Raw genomic sequence first — 26,967 nt, forward strand, 5'->3', positions numbered from 1 at the left:
GCTTGCTGGTCCGCAACTTGCGAGTCGGCGGCCAGACGTTCCTTTTTTGGGAGGCGACCCCGATGGCCTTCACCTTCATCTGTCAGACAAGCGCCGTAAGCGAGGGGGGCATGGGCCTCTTCCAGGCCGGCCGCAAAAGCGTGCTCCTGGTTTGGCCAATGGGTGGCGAGCTCAAGGCGTATCGCGGGCGCTGCCCGCATGCGGACATGCCGCTGAGCGAGGCGACCTTCAACGGGCAGGTGGTGTCCTGTCCGCACCACCAGTGGGGGTTCGACGGCGCGAGCGGCAAATGCGTGACGCATCTCGTGCGCAACACGCTGCATCCCTATGAGCTGCGCGTGGAAGGCGACGAGATTCAGGTCGACGTCGGCCCGGTCAAGGCGGCGCGTGCGCCGGTGTGATCGTCATCCGCCGGGGAAGGATTGTCGCCAAAGCTGAGCGAGCTTTGGCGGCCGGCGCCCGTCGAGGGAGGGGACGGGGCGCCGGCCGGGACAATGCGCGCCGGGTTCAAGCGCGCATTGTCGATCAGCGCCGAAGCAGCGCGTCGACACCCTCATTTCCGAGGAGCTGACGGAGCCGTCCGAGGATCTGCAGAGTCACGCCGAAGACGGCGAGCGACATCCACCCGAAAAAGACGAAGCCCCAATGCAGAGGGCCGGCGAATCCCTCGTCCATCGCCCAGGAGGTGTGGCCCCATTCATTGAACCCCACGTTCGGGATCGTCATGAAGACCCCGCCAACCAGCACGAGGAAGGCGAGCGAGTAGCCCTGGGCAAAAAAGGGCAGGCGCGTCTTCGCGTAGAAGAACGCGCCGACCCCGATGATCGAAAACAGCGGATATGAAATATAGAAGGTGATGATATTGCTCGGGGTGAAATCCGTGTCGCGGACCGCGGTCATGTGCCAGACGGCGGTCTGCTCGGAGAAGAAGCTCAGGCCCCAAAACAGAGCCAGCGCAAAGACGACCAGCCATTGCACGAGATAAAGAAGCCGCCGCGTTTCGCGCGCGGGCGAGAGCTTCTCGAGCTCGCGATCGCGCGTGCGCCACAGCAATCCCGCGAGGAGCGCGACGCTGGCGATAGAGAGGACGACGGCGGCCTTGAGGAGATTGATCCAGTAAAGCTCGAATTCTGGAGCGAATGAATCCAGTCCGACGGTCCAGCCGAAAGCCTGTTCGAAGAGGCGCAGCGCGGCGACGAAAAGGGTCAGAGCCAGAACGCCGAAAAGAAGCGGCTTCGTATCGACGATCCGCTCGGCGCGCTCTGCGGCGCCCACGGCTTGCGTGTTGATGGTGCTCATCGTTGTCTCCGAAAATGTCTATGGGGCGCGCGAAGGGGGTCTCCGCGCGCGTGCTATCGGGGCGAAGCGGCCCGGGAAAAAGCCGCTTCGCTGAGCGTTCTGAAAAAGAGGAGGAGCGTTAATTGGCGTGGCGCGGCGCGGTTGTTCTCGCCGATCCGGATCATCTCTCCCAAGCGGCCGGGAGAAGCCGCTACGAGACGATCTCAGGCGGAAACCGCATGCGCTTGGGCCGGCGGCGCACGCGGAGATTGCGGAGCTCTCTTGGGCTCCAGGCGACGTTCCGGCGCTGATCTCGTGGGTGGAGACTCGACTGACGTCGCGGGAGAAATTGGAACCCTGATGGAAGCGTAAGGCTTGGGCGGCGGCGCATCCAACGACCCGCAATGCAGGATGCAGCACAGGCCGTGATGATGACCGCCATGAGGAACGGCTGGCCGTTCGTTCCCGCTTGGGGCGTCTTGCGTCGAGCAGATAACGCCGGGCCCTGCGGCCGCGAACGCAGGCGCGCCCGCGAAAGCAAGCTGCAAGAGCAGCAGGCCGGCGACAATAGTCGCCAACATGCGCGCAAAGCCGCTCTGTCGCCTTACAGGATCCACCGCCGCCGCCTTTGGTTCCAGGACTGAAGGCTAAAGACGGACAGGAAGGCGGTCAAGCAAGCGCAAATGGCGCCGATGTGCGGCGAAACGCCGCGCGTCTGTGAGACGCGCCGGCGCTCCCGACCGGAGTTACGCCGCGCTCTTCGCCGCCTGAGATCGTGGCGCTGCGATCGTGCGCCCCAGGCTTTGATCGGCGAGTCTTTCGTAAGCCGACACCAGGCCGGCGACATTCATTTCCGCGTCCTGGCGCCAGAACGACAAGTGAGAGACGACGAAGGGGAAATAGACGCTGTTCTCCTTGCGGGTGCGCTTGCGCACGCCATAGCAGAGGTCATGCTCGTCGTCGGACATGATGTCGGGGATATGCACGAGATCGCGGCCGAGGAAGGCGACGAAATTGATGCTGACCCTTTCGTTCCACGCGAGAGCGGTCGGCTCTTCGAGCGTGAAGCGCGACGGCGCGCGCAGAAAGAGCCGGTGAAGCGCTTCCGCCTTGGCGCCGCTGCTCCAGAGCGATCCGCACATCCCCCCCGGCGGCAGCTCTAGCGCCATCTCATTGTGCGGGATCGCGCCGAATTGCTGCTGGAAATGGGCGCAGACGCCATTGTTCACGACATTCGCGCTGATCAGGAAATAGTCGTCATTGGCGCGGCGGAAATCGATGAAATCGCCGAGCCGGTCGAGATCGACATAGACGATGTCGTCGTCGCATTTGAGAAAGACGTCTCGCGCATGCGCGTCGCGGTTGGCGGCGTAATATTGATAGGCCGTCGTGTAGAACATGACGTCCTTCGAATAAAAAGGCGCCCTGCCGCCGACGAACAGACGCGCCGCGTGCGAATTGAAACACTCGAAACGCCAGTCGCCATTGGCGCCAAATCCGGTTCGGTACAGGGCTTCGAACTCGCCGTCGGCGACAGGCAGGTCGTCACGGAGGATGTCGTCGCCGGCGACGGATATTCTCAGGCCATCGGCGCCGAAACGGATTTCGACATCGACAAAATCGAACTCGGGGAGAATCTGGGGCGTGGAGGCGTAAACGGCGGGCGGCTCCTCGTGATTTCTCAGTTGTGTGGCGGTCAGCGCGAGTGGATTTGCAAAGCGCCGAATGGCGCTTGCGCGATTGTTCCATCCGCCGATGACGACCTCGTAGCTCGTTCCCGACGCGCCGCGACGCCGCAATCCGATATGCACGTCATTTGTGGCGCGAACGCTGAATTTGACGCAGCGATTGTTTCCCCGCACCGAGAGCGTTCCGGGCAGAAGGAAATATTCGTCCGTATGGCTCGGCGTGACTTGCGCGATGGGGAAGCGCTCGCGAAGCCAGCGCGCGTCGGCGGCGTTGCGGGTGAAGTCCCAGACATGCCACTCGTCGATCAGCCCGCGCTCGATCGCGGCGTCGACGTAACGCGTCAGCAGGCTCATCCGATCCTTTCTCCCCGCGAAAGTGACCAGAATCGTCTTCTGCTTTTCCATGTCGGGTTTCTCCTGAAACGCGCTCTTAAAAATCCGCCAGCCGGCGGTCTTGTGGAATGGGCATATGCTCGCTCCATTCCTTCAGCTTATCTCGATACAGCGCGCGGTAGGCGTCTTCGCCCAGCGTTTCGATGGACTCTAGATCGAGTTTGCAGCCGATCTCGTAATAGACGTCGAGATTGGTCAAATCGGGCGTCGGCGTGCGTCCCTCGACAAAATCCCCGTGCATTTCGTCGAAGACCGATTCGAGCCGTCGCACGGTTCCTTCGATGTCCCGCAAGGCGCTGCGATCCCGGTTTTCGACAAGCGCCTTGCGACGCGCCGCCAGCCCGGCGGGGTTGCGTGCGAACTCCGTCGCGCGCGCGAAAAATTCCTCGGGCGTGGCGCAGATGAAATCATCCAGCCCGGCGGCCGTGACAACGCTTGCGCAGAAGCGGGCCGCGAAGCTGCGGCCGCGCAACGTCAGGACCGGCAGGCCCATGGTGAGCGCGTCGGCGGCGGTCGAATGGGCGCCATAGGGCAGAGTATCGAGGAAAAGATCTGCGAGCGGGATACGCGCCAGATGAAGCGGGTTCGGCGCTTTCTCGGCAAAGAGAATGCGTTCCGGCGCGACGCCATGATCCGCCGCGGCTTTGCGTAAACGCTCGTTGACGTCGGCTCCGCCCGTCAAAAGCCACAGGACGCTGTTGGGCGTCGTCTTCAGGATCGACATCCACAAGGCGAATGTATTCGCCGTGATCTTCTGCATGCCATTGAGGCAGGCGAAGACGAAGGCGTCATTGGGCAGTCCGGCCTCTTCGCGCGTCGGACGGCGCTCGGCGATGCGGCGCTTGCGGTCGAGCGGCTGATTGCAGCCGATCCACAGGACCTTCTCGGAGTAGAAGATCTTGTTTTCTTCCGGCACGATCACCGGATCGGCGATCATGTAATGATGATAGGGGCTCCCCATCGTTCCGGGGTAACCGCACCAGTTCACGATGACCGGCGCGGGGCGATAGGCGAAAATCCGCGTGCGCGCATGTTTGGTGTAGCCGTTGAGATCGACGAGAATGTCGATCTCGTCGTCGGCGATCCGCATCGCCGCCTGGGCGTCGTCCATCGCTTTGATGTCGATCCAGTGATCGACGGCCGCCTTTATGCGCGATTGCGTTTCGTCCGCGGGGCGATCCTCGCCGCAGTAATAAGCAAAGATCTCGAAACGGGCTTTATCGTGCCCTTCCAGGACTTCGACGAGCGCAAAGCCGACGGCATGTTCGCGCAGATCGGAGGAGACATAGCCGATCCGCAGGCGCGCGTTCGGCGCGCGTGGTTTTCTGTCGCGCGGCGCGAGCGGCGCGCCCGCCGGACGACCGACGACGGATTTATTGTAGCGATACGCCTTGGCGAGCTGGAACATGGGATCGTCGGCATAGGCGGCGAGCGACATCGACGACATGCCGTCGATGAGGTTGCGACGCGGCAGGCGTTCGGCGGCGGCGACGGCCGGCCATTTGCACTGGCGCTGCCGCAACGAAATCCAATGTTGCGCGGCCTCTGTCTTGTCCGGCCGCAGTTCGAGCGCCTGCTTCAGGGCCTCCTCGGCGCCCTGTAAATCCTCGACGCCTTCGAGGACGCGGCCAATCTGGTGCAAGGCGAGAACTTTATGCGCGACCGTCTCGCCGTTCACCTCGGCGAGCTTTTCGCTCAGGGCGCGCCATTGCTGAACCGCCGCGCCGATGTCTCCCGCATCTTCGAATGCGCGGCCGAGATTGATATGCGCCTGGGCGAAATCCGGCTTGACCCGAAGGCACTCCCGCAAAGCGATGGCGGCGCCGGAAATGTCGCCCTGTTCCCGCAGGCCGACCGCATAGTTGAAATAGGCCATGTGGAGCAGCTCATGTTCGCCGTTGAAGGCGATCCATGTCTTGTAAAGCTCGCTGGCCAACGCCGGCTGGCCCGCGCGTCGCAATTTATCGGCGCTGTCGAAAAGTTCGACGAGCGGCAGGTTTCGGCGCTTGGCGCGATGAACGGCGAGGTTGAAAATTTCGATCCCGCTCGCCAAGGGGGAGGCCGGCGTCAGCATGCGTTGGCAGTCCAGTTGGGAACATTGAGGGCAATCCCAACGGACCTTGGCAAAGAGAGCTTGCGCCAGGCATGTGCAGCCGCTCGGGAGGGCGATTGCGGCCGAATTTGCTCGAGCTTCAAAAGCAGCCGCCGAGGAGGCTTACGCACCCTCGGCGGCAATTGTGGCTGTTCCAGTGTGTCGCGCTTACTGGAACAGTTGCATCAGCCGGTTGACCTGCGCAGACGACATCGCATTGATCTGCGTGGTGGTCAGCGCGCTGGCTTGCGTGGTGCTCAGGGCCCCGATGTCGTCGGTCGACAAGCCGGCGATGGACTGCGTGGAGATCGCGACCAGTTGATCGGTCGAGAAGGCCGTGAAGTCCGCGCTCTCGAGCGCCCCGATCTGCGTGGAACTGAGCGCGCCGATCTGGGCGGTGGTGATCGACACAGTCTGATCCGTCGACAACGCCTGCAACTGCGCGGTGGTCATTGCCGAGAGCTGCGCCGTCGACAGGCCCGCAATGTCTGCAGTCGAGACGACGGCAATCTGGGTCGTGAGCAGCGAGGCGATGTCGCGGGCGTCCAGCGCGTCGAACTGCGTGGCGCTGAAAGCTGCGATATCGTCCGTCGTGAGAGCGGCGACCTGGCTCGACGTCAGGGCCGTCACCTGCGCGGTGGTGAGCGCGGCGGCCTGGGCCGTGGTCAGGACGCTGATCTGCGCGGTGCTGAAGGCGGCGACCACGTTGGTCCTGAGCGCCGCCACCTGGTCGGTCGACATGGCCGCCACGCCGGCGGTGGTCAAGGCCGACGCCTGGAGCACCGCGGCCTGCGCCGTGGTCATCGCCGCCACCTGATCGGTCGACAACGCTGGGAGCTGGTTCGCTGTCAGAGCCGCGACCTGAGCCGTGCTGAGCGCCACGATATCGGCGGTCGAAGCGGCCGCGATGGCGGCGGTGGACAGCGCGGCGATGTCGCGGGGGCTGAGCGCCGCGAACTGATCAGTGGTGAAGGCCGCCACGTCGTCGGACGACAGAGCCGCCGCCTGCGTGGTGGACAGAACCGCGATCTGCGCCGTGGTCAGCGCCCCGGCCTGAGCCGAGGAGAGGGCGGCGATCTGGGCGCTGCTCAACGCGGCCAAGGCGCCGGTCGAGAGCGCAGCGATCTGATCCGTGGAGAGCGCCGCCACATTGTCCGTCGTCAGCCCGTGCGCCTGAGCCGAGCCGAGCGTCGCGACCTGCGCCGTCGTCAAGGCGGCCGCCTGATCGGTCGACAAGACATGGACCTGAGCCGCCGTCAGCGCCGCCGCCTGGGCGGTGCTCAAGGCCGCAATATCGGCCGTCGAGGCGCCGGCGATCGCCGCCGTCGACAAGGCGGCGATATCCCGGGTTTCCAGCGCGCCGAACTGCGCGGTGGAAAGCGCGGCCACGTCGTCCGAGGAGAGCGCGGCGGTCTGCGCCGTGGTCAAAGCGACAATCTGGTCCGTGGTCAGCGCCGCCGCCTGATCGGTCGACAGGGCGCGTATCTGCGCCGCGCTCAGGGTCGCGAGCGACCCGGTCTTGAGCGCTGCAACCTGACTGGTGGAAAGCGCGGCCACGCTGTCGGTGGTCAGCGCCGCCGCCTGGCGCGAGGAAAGCGCGCCGACTTGCTCCGTCGTCAGCGCCTTGGCCTGGTCGGTCGAGAGCGCATGCGTCTGCGAGCTGGTCAGCGCCACGATCTGCGCCGTGGTGAGAGCGGCCGTCTGATCGGTCGACAGTATGCCGATTTGAGCGGCGCTCAGGGCTGCGATGGCGGCCGATCTCAAAGCCGCCACCTGGTCCGTCGTCAGAGCCGCGACGCTATCGGTCGTCAGCGCCGCCGCCTGGGCCGAGCTGAGAACGGCGGCCTGCGCCGTCGTCAGCGCGGCTGTCTGAGCGCTGGACAAAGCATGCGCCTGGCCGGTGGTGAGCGCGGCCGCCTGGGCCGTGCTCAGGGCTGCGATGTCGTCCGTCGAGGCGCCGGCGATGGCGCTCGTCGACAGGGCTGCGATATCGCGCGTGCTCAAGGCCGCGAATTGGGCGGTCGAGAAGGCCGCCACATCGTCGGAGGAGAGAGCGCCGGCCTGCGCCGAGGTCAAAGCGGCGATCTGGGCGGTGGCGAAGGCCGCCACCTGAGCCGTCGACAGAGCGCTGATCTGCGCTGTGCCGAGGGCCGCGACAGCCCTGGTCGAAAGCGCCGCGATCTGATCCGTGGAGAGCGCCGCGACGCTGTCCGTGGTGAGCGCGGCCGCCTGGCCCGAGCTGAGGACGGCGACCTGCGCGGTCGTCAGCGCCGCGGCCTGGTCGGTCGACAGCGCGTGCACCTGGTTCGACGTCAGGGCCGAGGACTGGCCCGTGCTGAGCGCGGCGAGGTCGTCGGTCGAGGCGCCGAGGAGAGCGGCGGTCGTCAAGGCGGCGATGTCGCGGGTGCTCAGCGTCGCGAACTGCGCCGTCGAGAGGGCGGCGATGTCGTCGGACGACAGCGCCGAGGCCCCGGACGTCGTCAGGGCGCCAATCTGCGCGGTCGTGAGCGCCGCGATCTGCGCCGTGGAGAGCGCGTGGATCTGCGCGGTGCTCAGCGCGGCGACTGCGCTGGTCTTGAGCGCCGCAACCTGATCGGTGGAAAGCGCCGCAACGCTGTCCGTCGTGAGAGCGGCCGACTGCCGGGAACTCAAAGCGGCCACCTGATCGGTTGTCAGCGCCGCCGCCTGATCCGTCGACAGAGCGCGCGTCTGCGTGGTGGTCAGGGCGACGACCTGGGCCGTGGTCAGCGCCGCGGCCTGAGCCGTCGACAAGGACTGGACCTGCGCGGTGGTCAAAGCGGCGACTGCGCTCGTCTTGAAGGCGGAGAGCTGATTCGTCGACAGCGCCGCGACGCTGTCGGTGGTGAGCGCGGCGGCTTGAGCCGAGCCCAGGACCGCGACCGAACCGGTCGTCAACGCGGCCGCCTGGTCCGTCGACAGCGCGCGAACTTGCGCGCTCGTCAGCGCGCCGGCCTGCGCGGCGCTCAGGATGGCGACGTCGTCCGTCGACACTCCGGCGAGCGCGCTCGTCGACATCGCGGCAAGGTCACGCGCCTCGAGCGCGCCAAACTGCGCCGTGGTGAAGGCGGCCACGTCGTCCGAGGAGAGCGTCGCGCTTTGCGTCGTCGTCAGCGCGGCGATCTGGCTGGTCGTCAGCGCGCCAACCTGGGCGGTCGAGAGCACGTCGATCTGCGCCGTGCTCAGCGCCGCGATGGCGGCCGACCGGAGCGCCGCAATCTGATCCGTGGAGAGAGCGGCGAGGCTGTCGGTCGTGAGCGCGGCCACCTGCCCGGACGACAGCGTGGCGATCTGAGCGGTCGTCAGCGCGGAGGACTGCTCGGACGAGAGCGCATGGAGCTGCCTGGTCGTCAGGGCGGCGACCTGCGAGGTGGACAGCCCCGCGAGATCCTCGGTCGCGACCGCCGCCAACTGGCTCGTTTGCAGCGCCGCGAGGTCGCGGGAGCTGAGGGCGTCGAACTGCGTCGAGGTGAAGGCGGCGATGTCGTCGGTCGTCAGCGCGGCCGTCTGCGCCGTTGTCAGGGCGCCAATCTGGGCGGTGGTCAGCGCGCTCGCCTGAGCCGTCGTCAGGACGTGGACCTGCGCGCTGCCGAGCGCCGCGACAGTGGACGTCCTCAGGCTGGCGATCTGGTCGGTGGTGAGCGCTGCGATGCTATCGGTCGTCAAGGCGGCGGCCTGGCCGGAGCTGAGGACGGCCACTTGGGCGGTCGTCAGAGCGGCGGCCTGATCGGTCGACAAGCCGCGCATCTGCACGGTCGTGAACGCCGCGATCTGCCCGGTGCTCAGCGCGGCGATCTCAGCCGTCGACACGCCGGTAAGGGCGGTGGAGGTGAGCGCCGCCAGATCGCGAGAGCTCAGCGCCGCGAATTGGTCGGTCGAGAAGGCGGCCAGATCGTCGGAGGAAAGGGCCGCCGCTTGCGCGGTGGTCAGCGACGCCACTTGAGCGGTGGTCAGCGCCGCCGCCTGAGCGGTCGTCAGCGTAACGATTTGCGCCGTGGTCAGGGCGGCGACAGAGCTGGATTTCAACGCCGCGACCTGATCCGTGGAGAGCGCTGCGACGCTATCCGTGGTGAGCGCGGCCGCCTGACGGGAGCCGAGGACCGCCACTTGCGCCGTGGTGAGCGCCGCCGCCTGATCGGTCGACAGCGCGCGCATCTCGGCGGTCGTCAAAGCGGCGACCTGCGCCGTGCTGAGAGCGGCGATGTCCGCCGTCGAGACGCCGGCGAAGGCGCTCGAGGACAAAGCCGCGAGGTCGCGCGTTTCGAAAGCCGCAAGCTGCGCCGTCGAGAGCGCCGCGATGTCGTCCGAGCTCAGGCGCGCCGCCTGCGCGGTGGTGAGCGCGACAATCTGGGCAGTGCCGAGGGCGGCGGCCTGGCTGGTCGACAATGTGTCGATTTGCGCCGTGCTCAGCGCGGCGATGGCGCTGGTCTTGAGCGCCGCAACCTGGTCTGTCGAGAGCGCGGCAATTTCGTCGGTGGTCAGCGCGGCGGCCTGGGTGGAGCCGAGCGCGGCCACCTGCTCGGTGGTCAGGGTGGCGACCCGGATCGCCGAAAGCGCTTGGATCTGCGTGGTCTTCAGCGCGGCAACCTGCGCGGTGGTCAGCGAGATTGTCTGACCGGCCGAGAGGACGCCGATCTGCGCGGTGGTCAGCGCCGCGACGGCGAGGGTCTTGAGCGCCGCAACCTGATCGGTGGAGAGCGCGGCGACCGCGTCCGTCGTCAGCGCGGCGGCCTGGCCGGAGCCTAGCGCGGCGACGGCGGCGGTGGTGAGAGCGGCCGCCTGATCGGTGGAGAGGGCGCCGATTTCAGCCGTGGTCAGGGCGGCTGCCTGAGCGGTGCTCAGCGCCGCAATATCGGCAGTGGAGGCCGCGGCGAGGGCGCTCGTGGACAAAGCGGCGATGTCGCGGGCCGAGAGGGCGCCGAACTGCGCGGTGGAGAAGGCCGCGACGTCGTCGGAGGTGAGCGCGGCCGTTTGGGCGGTCGTCAGCGCCGCGACCTGCGCCGTGGTCAGCGCGGCGGCCTGGTTGGTCGAGAGGGCCTGAATTTGCGCGGAACCCAGCGCTGCAAAAGAACTCGTTTTCAACGCCGCGATCTGATCCGTGGACAGAGCGGCGACGGCGTCGGTGGTCAGCGCCGCAATCTGGCTAGAGCCGAGGACGGCGATTTGCGCCGTGGTCAGGGCGGCGGCCTGGTCCGTCGAAAGCGCGTGCATCTGCGCGCTCGTGAGCGCAGCCGCCTGCGACGTGTTCAGCGCGGCGATGTCCAAGGTCGAGACGCCGGCGAAGGCGCTGGTGGTCAGCGCGGCGAGGTCGCGGGCGCCGAAGGCGCTGAATTGGCTTGCGGAAAGAGCGGCGACGTCATCCGACGACAAGGCGGCCGCCTGGGAGGAGGTCATCGCCGAGATCTGGGCGGTTGTGAGCGCGCCGATCTGCACCGAGGAGAGCGCCTGTATCTGTGCGGAGCTCAATCCTGCGATCGCATTGGTCTTCATCGCCTCGATCTGACCGGTGGAGAGCGCGGCGACGCTGTCAGTGGTCAGCGCATTGGCCTGGGCGGAAACGAAAACCGCGATTTGAGCCGTTGAGAGAGACGCGATCTGGTCGGTCGAGAGCGCGTGTAGCTGGCTCGTGGTGAAAGCGGCGACCTGACCGGTGGACAGCGACGTGAGGTCGCTGCTGGTAATCGCGGTGATCTGGGTGCTCGTGAAGCCGAGGATGGCGCTCCAGCTCAGGGCGCTCATCTGCGTCGCGGAAAACGCCGCGACGTCATCCGTATTCAGGGCGCGGACCTGAGTCGACGTCAGCGCCGCCGCCTGAGCGGTCGTCATAGCCGCTATATCGTCGGTCGTGAGCTTTGAGATCGTGCTCGTCGAGAGCGAGGCGACTTGGCTGGGGGTGAGCGAAGAAATGATGGAGGTCATATGCCGGCCCTTGAGCTGTTGGTGTGCGTCCCAAAGAGTTCACTTTGAAAGCCCCCCTCCGCAGACGCTGCTGCGCGCGCCATCGCCGCCGCGCGAGTGGCGGCGATCCCCGCGCGCAAATGCGGCCGGGGCACAAAAGCTACGAAAAGGGGCAGGACACGTCGCGTGGACCGAGGCTCGAGATCGGCGGATCAGGAAAACGTCGCCAAGGAGTCTTCGGACAGTGGTGGACAGATCATCTGTCCTACGCGCGAACTAGCCGGGCGAACGGCCGGCTTGACCACAGTAACGGCATCTTTCTAACAAGAAGTTTCCAGCGACGCTTAAAGGCGCGTCATAGGTCGATTTTCTGGCCGGGGCCCGGCAGCGTCGCGCCAGCCTGACCCCGTAGTTTCCCTCGATGAACTTGCGAGGGGCCAGATGAGATATTGCGTGGTTGGCGCGGGCTTGAGTGGCGCCGTGATCGCCAGGAGCCTGGGCGAGGCGGGGCACAAGGTTCTGGTCGTCGACGAGCGATCGCATCTTGGCGGCAACTGTCACAGCGCCCGTGACCCTGAGACGGGCGTGATGACTCATATTTATGGCCCTCACATCTTTCACACCTCGAACGAACGGGTCTGGTCTTACGTCACGCGCTTCGCGGAGATGCGGCCCTATAACCATCGCGTCGTCGCCGTCGCCAAGTCGGGCGTCTATTCGCTGCCTTTGAACCTGATGACGATCAATCAGTTCTTCAAACGATGCATGGGGCCGGCGGAGGCGCGCGCCTTCATCGCCTCGAAAGTGCGTAAAATCGAAGAGCCGCGAAATTTCGAGGAGCAGGCGCTCGCCTTGATGGGCGAGGAGCTCTACGAGGCCTTCTTCAAAGGATACACGTCGAAACAATGGGGCATGAGCCCGACGGACCTTCCGGCGTCCGTGCTGAAGCGCCTGCCCGCCAGATTCGATTACAACGACAGTTACTTTGCGCATCATTATCAGGCGATCCCGAGCGGCGGCTACACGGCGATGGCCGAGAATATTCTCCGCGCGCCGAATGTCGAGGTCCGGTTGAACTGCCGCTTCGAGGAGCTGAGCGAGAATTTCGCTCATGTCTTCTATAGCGGGCCGCTCGACCGCTTTTTTGGTTTCCGGCTTGGCCGGCTCGGCTACCGCACGCTCGACTTCGAACGAATGATCGACAAGGGCGACTTCCAGGGCGCTGCGGTTATTAACTATTGCGACGCCGATGTGCCCTTCACGCGAATAACCGAACACAAATATTTTGCGCCCTGGGAAAAAGACAACTTCGATATGACGCTTTGCTACAGGGAATACAGCCGCGCCGCCGGCGCGCAAGACATTCCTTATTATCCGATCCGGCTCGCCAATGAGCAGAAACTGCTGCGCAGCTACATCGAGCTCGCTCAGGCGACCGAAAAGGTGAGTTTCGTCGGGCGGCTCGGCACCTATCGATATTTGGATATGGACGTGACGATCGAGGAAGCCCTGGCCGCCAGTGACAGGCTGCTGGAGCTGATTGCGCGCGGAGAGGCGCCGCCGTCGTTCTTCGTCGAGCCGTGAGGGGCGACGGCGCTAGAGCCCGCGCGCCCAGGCGGGCCGCAGCGGCGCAGAATCCGGCTCGGCGATCGCCCTGCGCAGGTCTTGAAGCAGCCGCGGCTTGTCGGCGCCAAGCGTTCCTCTGAGGACGAGCCAATTCGAGGCGTGGTCGCTGCGAAAGACCGTTCTGTTCAGCTCCAATGCTGAGATGAACAGCTCCATCTCCCGCATGAGCCCCAAGACGTCGAGCGGCTCCCAGTCTGGGAAATTTCCGCGCAGCCGCGCGTCGCCGTAGGGAAAACTCACCACCAGCGTGGCGAGGAACTCCGGTTGCGCAGCATTCATCAGCGCCGCCGAGTTCAGCGCATGTTGGCGCGACAGCGCCGTTCCGCCGAGGCCGTTGAGGATCATGACGGAGCGTTTGACGCCCGCCTCCTGCAATTTTTCCAGCGCCTCGCGCGTGGTTGCGAAAGTTTCGCCCTTGTCGACCCGCGCCAGCACCTCATCGTCGCCGGACTCCGCGCCGACATAGACGAGAGAGAGCCCGAGTTCCTTGAGCTCTTTAAGCTCCGCGGTCGACTTCTTTCTGACATTGCGCGGCAGGCAGTAGCTTGACACCCGGCGCACGCCCGGTAGGTCGCGTTGGATCGCCTCGAGCACGGCGACGAGCCGGCGGGTCGAGAGCGTCATCGCGTCCCCATCCGCGAGGAAAACGCGTTTGAGGTCTGGTCCGAATTGTTCCCCGCAGCGCTTTATGCTTTCGAGCACTTCCTGCGCGTCTCTGGGGCGGAAGCGCTTTTGTGGCGCGCTGTACATTTCGCAAAATGTGCAGCGATTCCACGAGCAGCCATTGGTTACGGGCAGGATAAGCGAGTCAGCTTCGCTCGGCGGGCGGTAGACAGGTTCGACGTAGCGAATAGGGAAAGTCGTCATGTGCAAGCGGCTGGGATAGGAGAGGCGGCAGGAGTTTAACGCAACTGCGGCGCCAGCCGAAACGCCGTTTTTCTTCCGCTCAGGCGCGCGTCGCTTTGTTTTGCCCACTTTCCGCGGGCGGTTCCGTGGCGCCCTCGGGAGCGGGCTCCCAGCCGAAGACGCTTCGCCCGCCATATTCATGCGAGCGCTGCCGCTCCTCTTCAATGAATTGCGGCAGAGACGGGCCTGTCGCGCTGCGTTCCAGACGCCGCGCGCGCTCGTCGAGTCGGCGAAGGGCGTCGAGCCTGTCGGCGTTTCCGAGCTTGGCCTTGCTGACCGCGCTTCTCAACACATCGATGGTCTTGTCATACACGTCGATCGGGACCGGATAAGGATGGCGGTCCTTGCCGCCATGAGCGAGCGAGAAGCGCGCCGGGTCCGCGAAGCGGCAGGGGGCGCCGTGGACAACTTCCGCCACCATCGCGAGCGAGCGAACCGTGCGGGCGCCAACGCCCGGCACGAGCAGCAGATCGGCGAAGTCTTGCGGTCCCTGATCCGCCGCGGCGGCGAGGGCGCCGTGCAGCCTGCGGAGCATCACATCCTTGGGGCGGACATCGTGATGGGCCGGCATGAAAAGGTGCGGGAGCGTGGCTTGCGCGGGCGGCGGCTCGGTTTTTCCTTCGGCGGCGGCGACCTCGCGCAGCAGGCCGTCCGGCCCGAGGTCGCGCAGAAGATCGAGCTGGCGCGCGCGCGAGGCGCTGGCCCTGTAGTCGGTGAGATTGACGATTTCGCCCTGGTTCTCGCCATCGATGGCTGCATGAGGCGCCTCGACGAAATCCTTGAGCCCTTCCGAGAGCCAATGATAGCGGCGGGCATAGCGCGTCTCGCCGTTCATCCCCTGCTGAACAACCACCCATTTGCCGTCGTCGGCTACGATGAATCCGTGCAGATAGATGTCGAACCCGTCTTGAACGGCGGCGCTATCCACCTTGGCGACCAGCCGGCTCGCCCGCGCGAGCGCCGCTCCATCGAAGCCCACGCGCTCCCCGATGGTCGTCAGCTCGAGTGGGGTTTGTCGAGAGCGTGCGCCGCGTCCGCCGCAGATATGTAGGCCAAGCTCTCCCGCGAGCGGCGTGAGGCCGCGTCTGAGCGCGCCGATCACGCTGGTGGTGACGCCGGAGGAGTGCCAATCCATGCCCATGACGGCGCCGAAGGATTGGAACCAGAACGGATGGGCGAGACGGCGCAGGAACTCGTCGCGGCCGTAATGATGCACGATCGCTTCGGCGATCACCGCGCCGAGGCGCGCCATGCGCTGGCTGAGCCACGCCGGAACGCGCCCGTAATGAAGCGGCAGATCGGCGCTGCCTGAACGTCGTGTCACGTTGTGAATCCCGAAAGCGAGCGTGTTGGGCAGGATGTATCCGCTCGGGCGCGACATGCAAGGCCGTTGCATCCGGCCTCAGCCTTTCGAGCGGCGCGGACATTCGAAACCTAATATTCTTTCGCCTCTCCCAAGAGCTTCTTTCTTTCCTCGTTTCTTCCTGAGCTTTTGCGGAACCCGCGTGAATTGGCGAGGGATGGATTTCGATGTGACAGACTGCGGGGTTTTGGAGTCGGCAAAATAGCGGGAGAAGCAAGAGCAGGGACAGTCCTGGACGATCGGTATGCGGCGGACTTGTTCACTGTTGTCGAAGATGCGCGAGTTGTAACGGGCGACATACCGGGGTTGTGTAATGTCTTGTGGTTTTTCCGCACTCCTTCCTGGGTAAGTAGTTTTACATACGTATAATACTGTATATGCTGCAAGCAGCTTGGCCTTATAATTTTGCTGTTAATCGCGGGTTCTCAGTCTTGACGGAGGTGATTAAATTTATCTTGCAACGAAAACTAATCCGGCTAAAGTTTAATTCCACGTTGTGTTGTGGTTTGCGTAGGGGGTTGCCATGATTGGAGAAGCTCAAGACGAGATCTTTTCGCGCGAGGAGATTTTCGCGAGCCAGAACTTATCCGACGCCTTCTCGCCGTCCGTCATCATCATCGAAACGAGAGCGCTTATCCGAGAATGCTTGGCCATGTGCCTGCAAAAAAAGCTCGGATTGCCGATCCTGACCTATCCGGACGTGGCGTCCTGGAGCCAGGACCCGACCGGCGCCTCCGCCTGCGTCATTATCCTCAGCGGCGTCGACAAGCAGATCGAGGCCGAGCAATCGGAGCTGATCCGGGAATTGTCGCAGTGGGAGAAAGAAGTCCCCCTCGTTCTCTTCTCGGACAATGAAAGCCGCAGCCACATCGCCAACAGCCTCCGCAGCGGCGCGAAGGGCTATATTCCGAGCGACACGCCGCTCGAAGTCGTCGCCAGGGCGATCAAGCTCGTTCTCGTGGGAGGCGTGTTCGTCCCGGCGAATGCGGTGATGGAAACGCGGCCGGAGGAGTCGAACGAGAGCATCCGCTGTGATGCAAAGTTCGATTTTACGGTCCGCGAAAACGATGTGGTCAAAGCCTTGCTCAAAGGCAAATCCAACAAGGTCATCGCCTATGAGCTGAGCATGAGCGAGAGCAGCGTGAAGGTTCACATCCGCAACGTCATGCGCAAGCTGCAAGTGCGCAACCGCACCGAGGCGGTGATCCGGATCGCGGAGATCGTCCGCGGCCAGCCGGGGCAGCAGGAAGAAACGCCGACGTCCTACTGCGCGTAACACTCGTCCACGTAAAACAAAGGCCGCGACGCGAAAAGCGCGCGGCTTTTTCGTGCGTGGTCGCGGCGCTACCGGGTGAGGGCCGGTAGGACCGCAATGGGATCGAAGTGGTAATTCAGTCCCAGGCGCGCAATGTCTCCGCTGAACCGCGTGCTGGCTGTAAGGGCGGCTTTATTGGCGCGGCCGAGGAACTCGGTCGCAATCACGCCGGCGCCATATTGCGCACGGCCAAGATCATAGTGCAGATACTCCGCCTTCAGGCTTATGTCGGGAGCGAATTTCCATTCGATGCCGCCGCCGAGAGTCCATCCAATACGGCCGGCCGAATAACTGCCGACGGAACCCGTCGACTGAAGGAAAAGAAGCGCGGAGTCGGTTTGATGCGCGGTCAAGTTCTGAACCGTGGCGCCGCCATAGGCGAAGCCGCCGGTTCCATAGGCGAGCAGGGACGGCGTGACCAGGAAACCGCCGCGCATCCGTAGCGTGCCGAACCAGTCGAGCGTTTTCTCGCTGTGAACCGCCGTGCTGGAGGCCCCGGAGGGGACGCCGGCGACAGAGTTTGGCGCGAAACCAATGAAGCCGCCGCGGCCTTTTTGGCTCGCCCCTTGCAAATCCGCTTCGACGCCGAGGACATAATTGCCAATCAACCAACTATAGCCAGCTTGGCCGCCGCCCAGCGCGCCATTGGCGGAAGCGCTCGAGACGCCTGTCGCGCTTGCGGCCATCGCGCCCGCGAGAGTGCCGGAAACGGCTCGGTCGATGTCGGCCTGGATCGGTCCCGCGGCCAGCGCGACGGAGGGGGACGCGTCCCAAGCGTAACCGGCGTTGAGGCCGGCATAGAAGCCTTGCGCGAAGGCCGCCGGCGCTTGCGCAGGAGATTCGCCCGCCGGGCGTCCAAAGAAATAATTGAGACCCACGCGCACGACGTCGCCACGGAATTGCGTGTGCGCGCCGGGCAGGATGACGTTTGTGTCGCCGGTCAGGGTAAGGGTGGTGACGAGAGGAGAGAGCGCGTAGTTGACGCTCCCGAGATCATAGTGAAGGTACTCGGCCTTCACGCTGAGATTGGGCGCGAACATCCATTCGAGACCGGCGCCGATCGTCCATCCGACTCTGAAGCCGGAGTAGCCGCCGGTCGCGCCGGCGGATTGCAAGAACGGGCCGAGTGGCGCGAAGGGCGCCCAATTCTGACGAACGAAGGTGCTCGCGCGCGCCTCGCCGTAAGCCACGCCGCCCGTTGCATAGGCCAGAAACCTCGGCGTAACGAGATAGCCGAGCCGCGCGCGCGTCGTTCCGAGCCAGTCGACGTTCTTCGTGTGGTCGATGCTTGTCGCTAAAGGCTCGACCGCGAACAGCCGGTTTTGGACGTCGACCTCGAAAAACGAAGCCCCCCCATTTGTGAGCGCATGCCGGGTTCGTGCGTTTGACCCCTGAATGTCGGTCTCCAGGCCGGCGACGACCTTGCCGAATTGCAGATTGTAGCCAGTCTGGGCGCCGCCGGCGAAACCGCCGCCGGCTTCGATCGCTCGGCCTCTCAGCCCATTCGCCGACGCGAGCCAATGGGGAACGAGCCCCGTAAAAAATGTGTCGATGCCCGTCCAGAGCGGCACGCCGGCCGTCGCGATCTCGGGCCTCGGGTCCCAAGTGTAGCCGGCGTTCAAACCGGCGTAGAAGCCCTCCCATAAAGGGGAGGCGGGCTTTTCATCAGGCGGGCCCTTTTTGAAAATGCCGCTTGGCGCGGCCGGCGTCGCCTCGGGCGCGAAGGGGTCGCCCGCGAAGCGCATATTGTAAGTCACATTGGTGCGATAGCCGCTGTTGCGAAACGGAATGTTCGACAAGTCGCGGCCGACCTCGATCGAGAGCGACTCGCCGAAGGGCGTGCCCGTGAAATTCGTATCGGTCCGCACGCCGCCGCCGAAGGTCTCGGCCCATATATGCCGGAAAAATCCCGGCGAGCGCTCTTCGCGCACGCCGCTGCCCCAGGCGCCGAACACGTAAGGCGACACCAAATGATTATAGCCGAGCAGCGCCAGATTGACCGGCCGTGACAGTTCGGCGCGGGCTGTGACGCCGCGGTCGACGTTGAGCGTGCCCGACGCATAGCCCGACACCGCTTCCGGGCCGTCGAGCAAAAAGTTTTCCGGGATCATGAGCGGCTTGCCGAAGCTCGTTTGCAGGCGGCCGATCGCGGAGAAGATGAAGTTTTCCGGCAGTCCGACGTCGAGGCGGCCTTTCAGATTGAGCCGGTCGAAACTGGGGCTCGCGCCAAGGCGCGACAGCGGCGGGCCAAAGGCGAAGTCCGTGCTGTCCAAACGGCCGCCAAGGCCCCGCCCATAAGCGATAAGACCCGCAAAGGTCGCGTTGTCCAGCCAGGGGATGCGGTATTTGACGTCCGCGGACAGCCTCAGGACATTGTAGCGGTCTCGGAAAACATCCTGGATCGGAGACGGGAAAGGCGCCCAGGCCGGTTGAATGAAGCCGAGCGGCAGGGGGCGGTAACGGTAGCGGTTGTTGATGTGCTCGGCGTCCGCCTGAATGCGCAGGGTGAGGTCCGTTGTGAGGAAAAGCGGATAGGCGACGCGGGCGTAGACGCGGTCGAATCTTCCCGTGACGCGCTCCCCCGCAAAGAGAAGCTCGTCTGGAAGCGTGGAGAAATAGGGCGACGGGCGGGATCGCGCCATGAGATAGCCGGCGCCGAAAACCAGGCCGTCGGCCCCGATGGGCACAAAAACATCGGTGCTATAAGCTTCGCTTTTCGAGGTTCCGCTGAAATAACGGTCGAAATCCGGCGTCGACGAAACCGCGCCAGCGATTTGTTCGCCCAACCCCAGGGCGTTGTTCAGCGCGAAGGTCTGCGCAAATTCCCACGTCCCATATTCCTTCGGCAGCCGATTGGTAATCGCGCTCGCGCCCGCGACGCGGCTCTCCACCACTGCGACATTCAGAGAGTAGCCGTCAGGGGAATCGAGAGGCGTCGTCGAGGCTTGGCCGCTGACGCCGGCGATGGCGCCGACGAGCAGGGTGCGTCGCTGATACTCGGCGGCCGCCAGATGGCGCTGGCCGACGAGCGGCTGCAGCCGGGCGCGCACAAGCTCGCGCGCGCGTTCGGGAACGGAGGAGAGTTCGAGCTTCTCGATGACGCCATCGGTGACGTCGAGCTTTACCACGCCATCGGCGAAGTCGGGGCGCGGAGCCGAAAGCGTCGCAAGCGGAAAGGACTTCGAATAGGCGGCCTGAAGTTCGGCGGCCACCTTATAAATTTCGGCGAGGCTCAGCCGTTTGCCCTGGAGCTTCTGAACGAGCGCGGCGTTCTGCTCGGCAAGCTCGGGGAACGCGCCTGCAATCGTCACGACGCGCACAGTGACGAATTTCTTGTCCGCCGCCTTGGGCATTTGGAGGCCGGCGCGCCCATGCGAGGCCACCGTTTGCAGCTCGCGCTCCTGCGGCAGCTTTGCCGCAGGCGCGAGAACCGTCGGGTTCAATACTTGCGCGCGAGCCATGGACGCCGGCCATGCGACGCCTGCGGCGCAGGCGGCCAGACAATAAGCGCCAGGACCGAGGCGGCGACGCTTCGAGCACTTCTGGTTCTTAGCCAAAGGTTTCTTTGCCTGTTTTCGGGAAGGATTGCCTGGGGCGGGGGAGACCATCGCGTAACTCTAAGCGCCGTCACGACGACCGCGCCAGTATTAGAATGGGTAATTGCGGTCGTTTTCCCGCGTTGCGCTGTTTTTGCAACAGCATGCATACGTAATTATACGTACTAATATGTATTTATACTTAGAAAGGCAGGGCCGCGGCGTTTAACCCAATGGCTGCGCCCTTATGGGTCGGAAGCAGATGCTCGCGGTGAGAATCCTCGAAACTACTTCGTCTCATCCAAGCCGAAAGGGCGCCTATGAGGTTGGCGCTTCCGGGAATAGGCTCGTTGCTGGATTGACGAAGTAAAATCTCAAAAAGTCTCAAGTAAGCAAGGGAGCTACTCATGAGAAAACTGTTGGCGTTATCCGTGGTTTTTTCCTTTTTCTCCGGCGCCGCCTTGGCAAGCTCATACGGCTCGATCGCTCAGTTCGTGGGGGGCATCGACGGCGCCCTTGCGCTCCAGCAGGCTCAAATCGGGCAAAGCACGGTGAAAGGCACGGATAACCTGGCGCACATCGGCCAATATATTTTTGGCGCTTCAGCGGGCTCCGTGGCCATCCAAAACGCGACCATCAATCAAATCACGGTCGTCCCCCTGTCTCCCTTCTCGAACGGCTTCTGATACGAGAACCGCTTGATTGGTTCGCTGTCATTCCCGACGCTCGCGCGGCGAGCGATCGGGAACCCAAAGTGCTGGTTTTAGGGGACTGCCCACGCGAAACAGGCCGCGGCCGTGTCGTTAGCCGCGGTCGACCGGCCATCCGAGAGCGCATTTTCCGCAAAAGTGCGATGAGAATGCGCTCCAATTTTTGACTCTGCGCGCTTTCTCTTCGCTCGCATGATTCCGTGCGCGCGGAAAGCGCGCTAGCTGGAGCAAAGCATGCGCTCTATCGCCATTGCCGCCGTTCTTTGCGGCGGAACGCTCGCAGCCAACGCCGAGCCTCTCCAGTTCAATGAAATTTACTGGTTCGACTCCCCGCAGATCAGCGTCATTGCCGCCGTCCAGATCGGGCCGGGCGTGGGCGTCGCCGCTCGCCAAGGGAGCGCGGTCAACATTTTCCGAGCCAATCAGATCGCTCCCGTCTCCTATGCCGACGTAACCCAGATGGGCTATGTCAATCGCGCGACGGTCATGCAGATCGCACCGGGCCAGCCTTTCGTCGGTCCCTTCCAATAGCGGTTTCATCCAGGGCGTCGGCGCGCCAGAAAAACAATGAAAAGCGGTGAAGCTCTGTTTGGAGCGCGGGGCGCAACCTTGAAGCGGTTGTTCGCCCCGCAACCGCATTGGCAAATGCGTTTCGAGCAGGCAATCTTATCGCTTCTCGCAGCACGCGGGTGATGGAGAAACGCGATGCCGGAGTTTCTTCGGGGAACGATGTACGGGCTGGCGCTTTGCGTGGCGGCGCTCAGCGCCGCAAGCGCTCAGACGATCGACCTCTCGGCGTCCAAGGTGGTGGATTTGAGCCATCCCTTCGACGCCGACACGATCTACTGGCCGACCGAGCCCACAGGCTTCCAGCTCAAGCAAGAGCACAAGGGCTTAACCAAGGGCGGTTTCTTCTATTACTCGAACGCCTTCTGCTCTCCCGAACATGGCGGCACCCATATCGACGCGCCGATGCATTTCGCAGAGAGCCGCTGGACCAATTCGGACATCCCGCTCGATCGCTTAATTCGCCCGGCGGTGGTCATCGATGTTTCTGAGAGCGCGGCGAAAAACGCGGATTACGCCCTTACGCCCGCAGACGTCTCTGCGTGGGAGCGGGCGAACGGCCGCATTCCCGACGGCGCCATCGTGCTCTTGCGCACGGGATGGAGCGCGCGCTGGCCGGATCGCAAGGCCTATCTCGGCGACGATACGCCGGGCGCGGTCGATCATCTCCATTTCCCGTCTTTCGGCGTCGAGGCCGCCGCCATGCTGGTCGCCGAGCGGCATGTGTCGCTTATTGGCGTCGATACGGCGAGCGTCGACGTCGGCGCGTCCAAGGACTTCCTCGTGCATCGCGCCATCGGCGCAGCGAATGTTCCGGGCCTCGAAAACTTGGCCAATCTCGATCAGCTTCCCCCGACGGGCGCGATTATCATGGCGATGCCGATGAAGATCGCAAAGGGGTCGGGCGCTCCGGCGCGGGTCATTGCTTTCGCGCCGCGCTGAGAGCACGACTTATACGAGATCCGGCTATTTAGTTGCGCGTCATTCCCGACGCTCGCGCAGCGAGTGATCGGGAATTTAGAGCAAAGGCGGCTTATCGTGTGGCTCTGGATTCCCGACCGGGCTTTCATCCCGCCGGGAATGACGAGCGCCCGATGCCGCGCTGTTCAAACGAAATCGTATCACTCGCGATGGAAGTTTTCGAAGACCGAAACCAGCGGATGGGTTTCGATGGAAACCTCGCCCGTGAAAGGGTGATCGTAGGAGACAATGACAAAAAGGCCGAGAAAGACGATGGCGGCGAGACCTCCCGTCATTGTCACTTGCGCGCGAAAATTTTCGAGTCCGAAGAAATAGGTGAAGCCGACTGTCAGCAGCGCGCCGAAAATCAGCATCGTCCACAGCGCCGGTGAAACGACGCCCATTGCAAGATGCAGCCGCCCCCGCCGCGCCTGGGTGATATTGCCCAGCTCTCTCATGATCTCGGCGCCGACTGCAACGGGCTTGTTTTCACCCAGCCGCGTGGCGGCGGCGTAAACCTCATCGAGCGCCTTGGCCGCTTCGCGGCTTTCCGCGCCTTGGGCCATGCGCGGCCATTCGTCTTCGACGACGACCCTCAAATAGGCGTCCACTGCCGCGCGGGTCGCAGCGGCGTCGGCGTCGGGGCCCTTCGAGAGGCGGTACAGCGTCGCCGAGGCTCCGGCCTCTTGCAGCACGAGAAGCTCCGTTTCGCTGAATTTCTCCCAGACGGAGATAATCGCGAAGGCAAGAATCACGGCGTAGATCACGCCGACGGTCGCGAAGTTGAAGCCGGCGACTTCATTATTTTTGACGAGCAGCGAAAGCGGATAGCGCTTGCGCACGACGATCGGTCCGACCATGGCGAGCGCCGTCGGCAACAACACAATAAAAAACGCCCCGAGCCACACGGGAAGCGAGCAAAGGAAAAGCAGCAAGTTCTCACTCCGCAAAAATCTGACGTTGGCGCCAAGCGCGATTCAGGCTGAAGCGCCACAGCTTGTCAAATCGCAAAAATCCCGGGCGGCCGGAACGTTTACGGTTAATTAATTCTTTTCAATTTTGCTCGAATGCGCGGGAGCGTTCGATTCGGCTTCTTCGGAGAAGACCCGCGCAGACGATTTGAGGCGCCCATGAATCGCTTGGAGCTCAGAACCGCGGCTGGCCCTGCGGCCCCCAACGCCAAAAGGGGCGGGGCCCGAAAAATCTACGACGATCTCGCAGGCTCCGCCTTGTTGCGCCGCGCCGGAAAGGCGAGCATTGCGCCTGCGCGTCTGGGCGATCAGGGTACGACGATTCTCGCGTCCCGTCGCAAGAGCGAGCCCGAGGATCGCGTCGGCGCGCAATTGCGCAATTTCTACCAGACGCTTTTGCGCGAACCGGTTCCCGAAAGACTCATTGCCCTTGTCGAGGGTCTCGAGTCGAAGGGCCGTTGAGCGCGCGCCTATAAGACGACGACGCGCGTTCCCTTGGACACACGGCCGTAAAGGTCGATCACATCCGCGTTCAGCATGCGGATGCAGCCAGAAGACACAGCTTTGCCGATCGTGTCCGGCTCATTGGTGCCGTGGATTCGGAAAAGCGTGTCTTTGGCTCCCTTGAAGAGATACAGCGCCCGCGCGCCGAGCGGATTGTCCATGCCGCCTTCCATGTGATCTGGAAGATCTGGCCGGCGCAGCAGCATTTCCTTCGGCGGCGTCCATCCCGGCCAATAGGCCTTTCGGCCGATTTGCGCGGCGCCTTTCCAGGCGAATCCTTCACGTCCGACGCCGACGCCATATTCGATGGCCTGGCCCCGGCCGACCGACAGATAGAGCTTGCGCGCCTTCGTATCGATCGTGATCGTGTTGGGCGCCTGGCCTGTCGGGTCATCGACAAGGTTTTTCGTTGCGACGCCGGGGTCGACCTGTGCGTCGAAATCGAGCGGCGTCGAATAGGCTGGGTCGGCGTCCGGCGGCAATGCGGCCATGCGCGCCCCGGGGCGTCGTTGGGCGCGCGAGGGCGGCGGCGGCTCTAAGTCCCTTTCGGGCCCGTAAGCCCCGTAATCGCGCTCCTCCGGCGCCAGGCCGCGCCTCGGGAGCGCGCGCGTCGGGCGGTCGAATTCGCCGCTGTAAAGGTCGGGCTCCGCGTAATAGTCGCCCTGGCGGCCGCGGTCATAAAGATAGGGATCGCTCGGCTCGCGCGTGTAATATTGCGCCAGCGCCTCGGGCGTCTGGCCGAGGAAGAGCGAAAGACCGGCGAGAACCAGCATGAGGGAGTTGCGGCGTCTCAACATCCTTATCCGTCTTTTGGGAGCAAGCAGCGACGCGCGGAAGCGCGAGGCAGACTGCATTTATCTCTGAAATCGCGGCGAAAAGGGGACGAACCGGGGGCGCTTGCCGTTTGGCGCAGACGCCGCCGGGCCGAGGCCGTTTGGACACACAGGGACTCACCGCCGTCATTGCGAGGAGGCGGAGCCGACGAAGCAATCCAGGGCCGCATCGCCGCCCTGGATTGCTTCGCTTCGCTCGCAATGACGGGCTCTAAATAAAACCAGCGCTTTTGCGGCTCTGGATTCCCGGTCGGGCTTTCAGCCCGCCGGGAATGACACGCGCCCGATGCGAGCTGTTCAAACGGAAATGGTATCCTTCCTAACGTCGAAAGCTTGCGCCGGGCGCTCCCGCAGGCGCCGGCAGCCCGCGCGCGCGGGCCAATTCCGGGGACTTGCGGCGCTCCGGCGCCAAGCGCCTGCACGGCGCTCACCTCGCGCCGCCGGCCCCTTTTTGTCAGCAGATGCGGAACAACCGTTGGCGGCCTCCGGTTGATCCGTGGGAATTGGAGGGGCTCCAAGCGAGGGTCGATAGATGCCGCTCTTTAGACGAAACAAGGACTACGCGAGCAGCCTCAACTCCGCTGCCCGACAGGCGATCTCCGCTTCCGATCAGTTGGGACGCATGGCGGAGGAAGGAGTCGAACAGGCCTCGGCCGCCCTCGCCAATGTTCGCGATCAGAGCCAGCAAGCGGTGGAAGACGCGAGCGAAGCCTTCTCGGATCTGCGCTCGACGGTGGAAACCTCGGTCCGCGCCCAGCCGATAACGGCCCTGCTGATTGCAGCGATCGCCGGAATTGCGGTGGGGGCGTTTATGCGGCCGGGGAGATAAGAGGCGTCAGGCAACCAATCGTTTCACGTCTGGAGCGCGAGGCGCCCTGCGCCTCGGCTCTCCCGATGTTTGGGCCTCAGCCAATGCTCGAGAGGCTCTGCAGCAGAAAGCCCCCGAATAGCAGAAGGCCGGCGTCGCGGTTCGAGCGGAAGAGCTTCAGCGCGAGCCCCGGCGGCGCGTCTTCGCGCGTGAGCGACGTCTGCCACGCAAGATGCGCGATATAGGCGGCGACGCCCAGATAAGAGAAAATCCCGCCGCCGCCGCCATAGGCCGCGAGCGCCGCGCAAAGCGCGGAGCCGGCATAGAGCCCCCCGACCGCCAGCTTAACCTGCGCGCCGAAAAGCCGCGCCGTCGAGCGGATGCCGGCGATGGCGTCGTCGCGCACGTCCTGCAGCGCGTAGATCGTGTCGAAGCCGATCGTCCAGAGAATGCAGCTCGCGTAAAGGAGCAGCGCCGGCAGGCCGATAGCGGCCGTCTGCGCGGTCCAGCCGAGCATGGCCCCGTAGGCGAAGGCGAAGCCGAGGATCGCCTGCGGCCAGGAGGTGAAGCGCTTGGCGAAGGGATAGACCGCCACGATCAGCACCGACAGAAAACCGAGCGCGATGGTGTAGCCGTTGAAGGAGAGCAGCACGGCAAGGCCGATGAGACATTGCGCGACGATGAACCACAGCGCCGCGCGCGGCGACACGCGCCCGCTGGCGAGCGGGCGATTGCGCGTGCGCTCGACCTGGGCGTCGATCTTGCGGTCGACATAGTCGTTATAGGTCGAGCCGGCGCCGCGCATGACCACGGCGCCGATAAAGAACAGCGTCAGATGCCAGAGATTGGGCGCGCGATGCAGCGTCGCCGAGGCGAGCGCGCTGCCTTCCCAACAGGGCAGCAGCAGCAGCCACCAGCCGATGGGCCGGTCGAGCCGCGCGAGCTGGACAAAGGGCCGCATCCATTCCGGCGCGTAGCGCCAGAGCGGGTGGTTGGTCTGTGCGTCGGGGAGGGCGGCTCCCGCGCCGCCGCCTTGCTGCGCGAGGCTCACAGCGGACCAGAAGGCAGCTTGGGCGGCGCGCCCATGCCGCCGTTAGCCGCTTGCTCGCGCTGCTGTTGCATCATCTGCTTCATTTTCGCGGCTGCGGAGCAGGCCTGGGAGGCGAAATTCTTCGTTTTCGCGCCGGCCTGCTTGAATCCCTCGACGACGTTATCCGGAATGTTGCACCATTCCTTGTTCTTGGTCATGTAGCCGAGCATCTCGCTCTCGACGGCGGCGAGCTTTTTGGCGGCCGGGCAGGCGGCGTTCGGGTCCATCTTGCCCTTGCCGGCCTTGCCGAGATTGTTGAGCACCTGGATTTGCGCCATGCGGCGCTCCGTCAGCTTCTGGAAATCCTCCTGGCAGGACTGCGCATCGGCGGCGCCCGCGCTGGCGAGCAGCGCCAGGACGGATAGGCTCGCGACCGAGCGCAAGAAAGAGGAGGCGCTGATCTTCATTTGT

General features: G+C 64.2%; 20 protein-coding genes. 8 read left to right on the forward strand and 12 right to left on the reverse strand.

What is annotated here, in order from left to right:
• Positions 1-62 precede the first annotated feature (62 nt).
• Positions 63-401: a Rieske (2Fe-2S) protein gene (locus tag QMG84_RS06055; protein ID WP_281931161.1), complete on the forward strand. Its 339-nt coding sequence runs from the start codon at positions 63-65 to the stop codon at positions 399-401.
• A 124-nt stretch (positions 402-525) separates the two neighbouring features.
• Here QMG84_RS06055 and QMG84_RS06060 read toward each other — a convergent pair whose 3' ends face one another.
• The 5 genes from QMG84_RS06060 to QMG84_RS06075 all read right to left on the reverse strand — a co-directional run bounded on the left by QMG84_RS06060 (position 526) and on the right by QMG84_RS06075 (position 11,388).
• A complete protein-coding gene (locus QMG84_RS06060) occupies positions 526-1,299 on the reverse strand; it encodes a methane monooxygenase/ammonia monooxygenase subunit C (RefSeq protein WP_281931163.1) in 774 nt (257 codons plus the stop codon).
• Positions 1,300-1,502: 203 nt separating this feature from the next.
• On the reverse strand, positions 1,503-1,859 hold the full coding sequence (locus tag QMG84_RS21380) for a DUF2946 family protein (protein ID WP_350356506.1): 357 nt from the start codon (positions 1,857-1,859) through the stop codon (positions 1,503-1,505).
• 165 nt (positions 1,860-2,024) lie between these two features.
• Positions 2,025-3,371, reverse strand: coding sequence for a DUF6250 domain-containing protein (locus tag QMG84_RS06065; protein ID WP_281931164.1), 1,347 nt, complete (start codon positions 3,369-3,371; stop codon positions 2,025-2,027).
• 25 nt (positions 3,372-3,396) lie between these two features.
• Positions 3,397-5,433 (reverse strand): O-linked N-acetylglucosamine transferase, SPINDLY family protein, encoded by a 2,037-nt coding sequence (locus QMG84_RS06070; RefSeq protein ID WP_281931166.1) that lies wholly within the window; start codon positions 5,431-5,433, stop codon positions 3,397-3,399.
• Between the two features lie 186 nt (positions 5,434-5,619).
• Entirely contained in the window at positions 5,620-11,388 is a 5,769-nt protein-coding gene (locus tag QMG84_RS06075; RefSeq protein ID WP_281931168.1) for a beta strand repeat-containing protein, read from the reverse strand.
• A gap of 420 nt (positions 11,389-11,808) precedes the next feature.
• Here QMG84_RS06075 and glf point away from each other — a divergent pair, with 420 nt between their 5' ends.
• On the forward strand, positions 11,809-12,951 hold the full coding sequence (gene glf / locus QMG84_RS06080; protein ID WP_281931169.1) for a UDP-galactopyranose mutase: 1,143 nt from the start codon (positions 11,809-11,811) through the stop codon (positions 12,949-12,951).
• 12 nt (positions 12,952-12,963) lie between these two features.
• Here the strand turns inward: glf and QMG84_RS06085 are convergent, their stop codons facing one another.
• Positions 12,964-14,040 carry a radical SAM protein gene (locus QMG84_RS06085; RefSeq protein WP_350356507.1) on the reverse strand — a complete coding sequence of 359 codons (1,077 nt, stop codon included), beginning with the start codon at positions 14,038-14,040 and terminating at the stop codon, positions 12,964-12,966.
• On the reverse strand, positions 13,940-15,223 hold the full coding sequence (locus tag QMG84_RS06090; RefSeq protein ID WP_281931170.1) for a DUF763 domain-containing protein: 1,284 nt from the start codon (positions 15,221-15,223) through the stop codon (positions 13,940-13,942). Before QMG84_RS06090 ends, QMG84_RS06085 begins: the two co-directional genes overlap by 101 nt.
• Before the next feature lie 562 nt (positions 15,224-15,785).
• Between QMG84_RS06090 and QMG84_RS06095 the strand changes: the two genes are divergently transcribed.
• Positions 15,786-16,538: a response regulator transcription factor gene (locus QMG84_RS06095; protein WP_281931171.1), complete on the forward strand. Its 753-nt coding sequence runs from the start codon at positions 15,786-15,788 to the stop codon at positions 16,536-16,538.
• 68 nt (positions 16,539-16,606) lie between these two features.
• Here the strand turns inward: QMG84_RS06095 and QMG84_RS06100 are convergent, their stop codons facing one another.
• Positions 16,607-20,038, reverse strand: coding sequence for an outer membrane beta-barrel protein (locus tag QMG84_RS06100; RefSeq protein ID WP_281931172.1), 3,432 nt, complete (start codon positions 20,036-20,038; stop codon positions 16,607-16,609).
• Between the two features lie 482 nt (positions 20,039-20,520).
• Between QMG84_RS06100 and QMG84_RS06105 the strand changes: the two genes are divergently transcribed.
• The 3 genes from QMG84_RS06105 to QMG84_RS06115 all read left to right on the forward strand — a co-directional run bounded on the left by QMG84_RS06105 (position 20,521) and on the right by QMG84_RS06115 (position 22,332).
• Positions 20,521-20,799 carry a hypothetical protein gene (locus QMG84_RS06105; protein ID WP_281931174.1) on the forward strand — a complete coding sequence of 93 codons (279 nt, stop codon included), beginning with the start codon at positions 20,521-20,523 and terminating at the stop codon, positions 20,797-20,799.
• 258 nt (positions 20,800-21,057) lie between these two features.
• Entirely contained in the window at positions 21,058-21,354 is a 297-nt protein-coding gene (locus tag QMG84_RS06110; protein ID WP_281931176.1) for a hypothetical protein, read from the forward strand.
• A 174-nt stretch (positions 21,355-21,528) separates the two neighbouring features.
• Positions 21,529-22,332 carry a cyclase family protein gene (locus QMG84_RS06115; protein WP_281931177.1) on the forward strand — a complete coding sequence of 268 codons (804 nt, stop codon included), beginning with the start codon at positions 21,529-21,531 and terminating at the stop codon, positions 22,330-22,332.
• A 179-nt stretch (positions 22,333-22,511) separates the two neighbouring features.
• Here QMG84_RS06115 and QMG84_RS06120 read toward each other — a convergent pair whose 3' ends face one another.
• Positions 22,512-23,285, reverse strand: coding sequence for a bestrophin-like domain (locus tag QMG84_RS06120; protein WP_202073832.1), 774 nt, complete (start codon positions 23,283-23,285; stop codon positions 22,512-22,514).
• Positions 23,286-23,480: 195 nt separating this feature from the next.
• Between QMG84_RS06120 and QMG84_RS06125 the strand changes: the two genes are divergently transcribed.
• Positions 23,481-23,783, forward strand: a complete 303-nt coding sequence (locus tag QMG84_RS06125; protein ID WP_281931179.1) for a NepR family anti-sigma factor — start codon at positions 23,481-23,483, stop codon at positions 23,781-23,783.
• Positions 23,784-23,791: 8 nt separating this feature from the next.
• Here QMG84_RS06125 and QMG84_RS06130 read toward each other — a convergent pair whose 3' ends face one another.
• The gene (locus QMG84_RS06130; RefSeq protein ID WP_281931931.1) at positions 23,792-24,619 is read right to left on the reverse strand and encodes a L,D-transpeptidase; all 828 of its coding nucleotides are present in this window, start codon (positions 24,617-24,619) and stop codon (positions 23,792-23,794) included.
• Between the two features lie 571 nt (positions 24,620-25,190).
• On the opposite strand from QMG84_RS06130, the gene QMG84_RS06135 reads away from it, so the two are divergent.
• Positions 25,191-25,487, forward strand: a complete 297-nt coding sequence (locus tag QMG84_RS06135) for a hypothetical protein (RefSeq protein WP_202073830.1) — start codon at positions 25,191-25,193, stop codon at positions 25,485-25,487.
• A gap of 76 nt (positions 25,488-25,563) precedes the next feature.
• Here QMG84_RS06135 and ubiA read toward each other — a convergent pair whose 3' ends face one another.
• Both ubiA and QMG84_RS06145 read right to left on the reverse strand, forming a co-directional pair.
• The gene (gene ubiA, locus QMG84_RS06140) at positions 25,564-26,517 is read right to left on the reverse strand and encodes a 4-hydroxybenzoate octaprenyltransferase (RefSeq protein ID WP_281931181.1); all 954 of its coding nucleotides are present in this window, start codon (positions 26,515-26,517) and stop codon (positions 25,564-25,566) included.
• Positions 26,514-26,963: a hypothetical protein gene (locus QMG84_RS06145; protein ID WP_202073828.1), complete on the reverse strand. Its 450-nt coding sequence runs from the start codon at positions 26,961-26,963 to the stop codon at positions 26,514-26,516. Before QMG84_RS06145 ends, ubiA begins: the two co-directional genes overlap by 4 nt.
• Between the last annotated feature and the right edge of the window lie 4 nt (positions 26,964-26,967).

The organism is Methylocystis iwaonis (assembly GCF_027925385.1).
Taxonomy (GTDB): Bacteria; Pseudomonadota; Alphaproteobacteria; order Rhizobiales; family Beijerinckiaceae; genus Methylocystis; species Methylocystis iwaonis.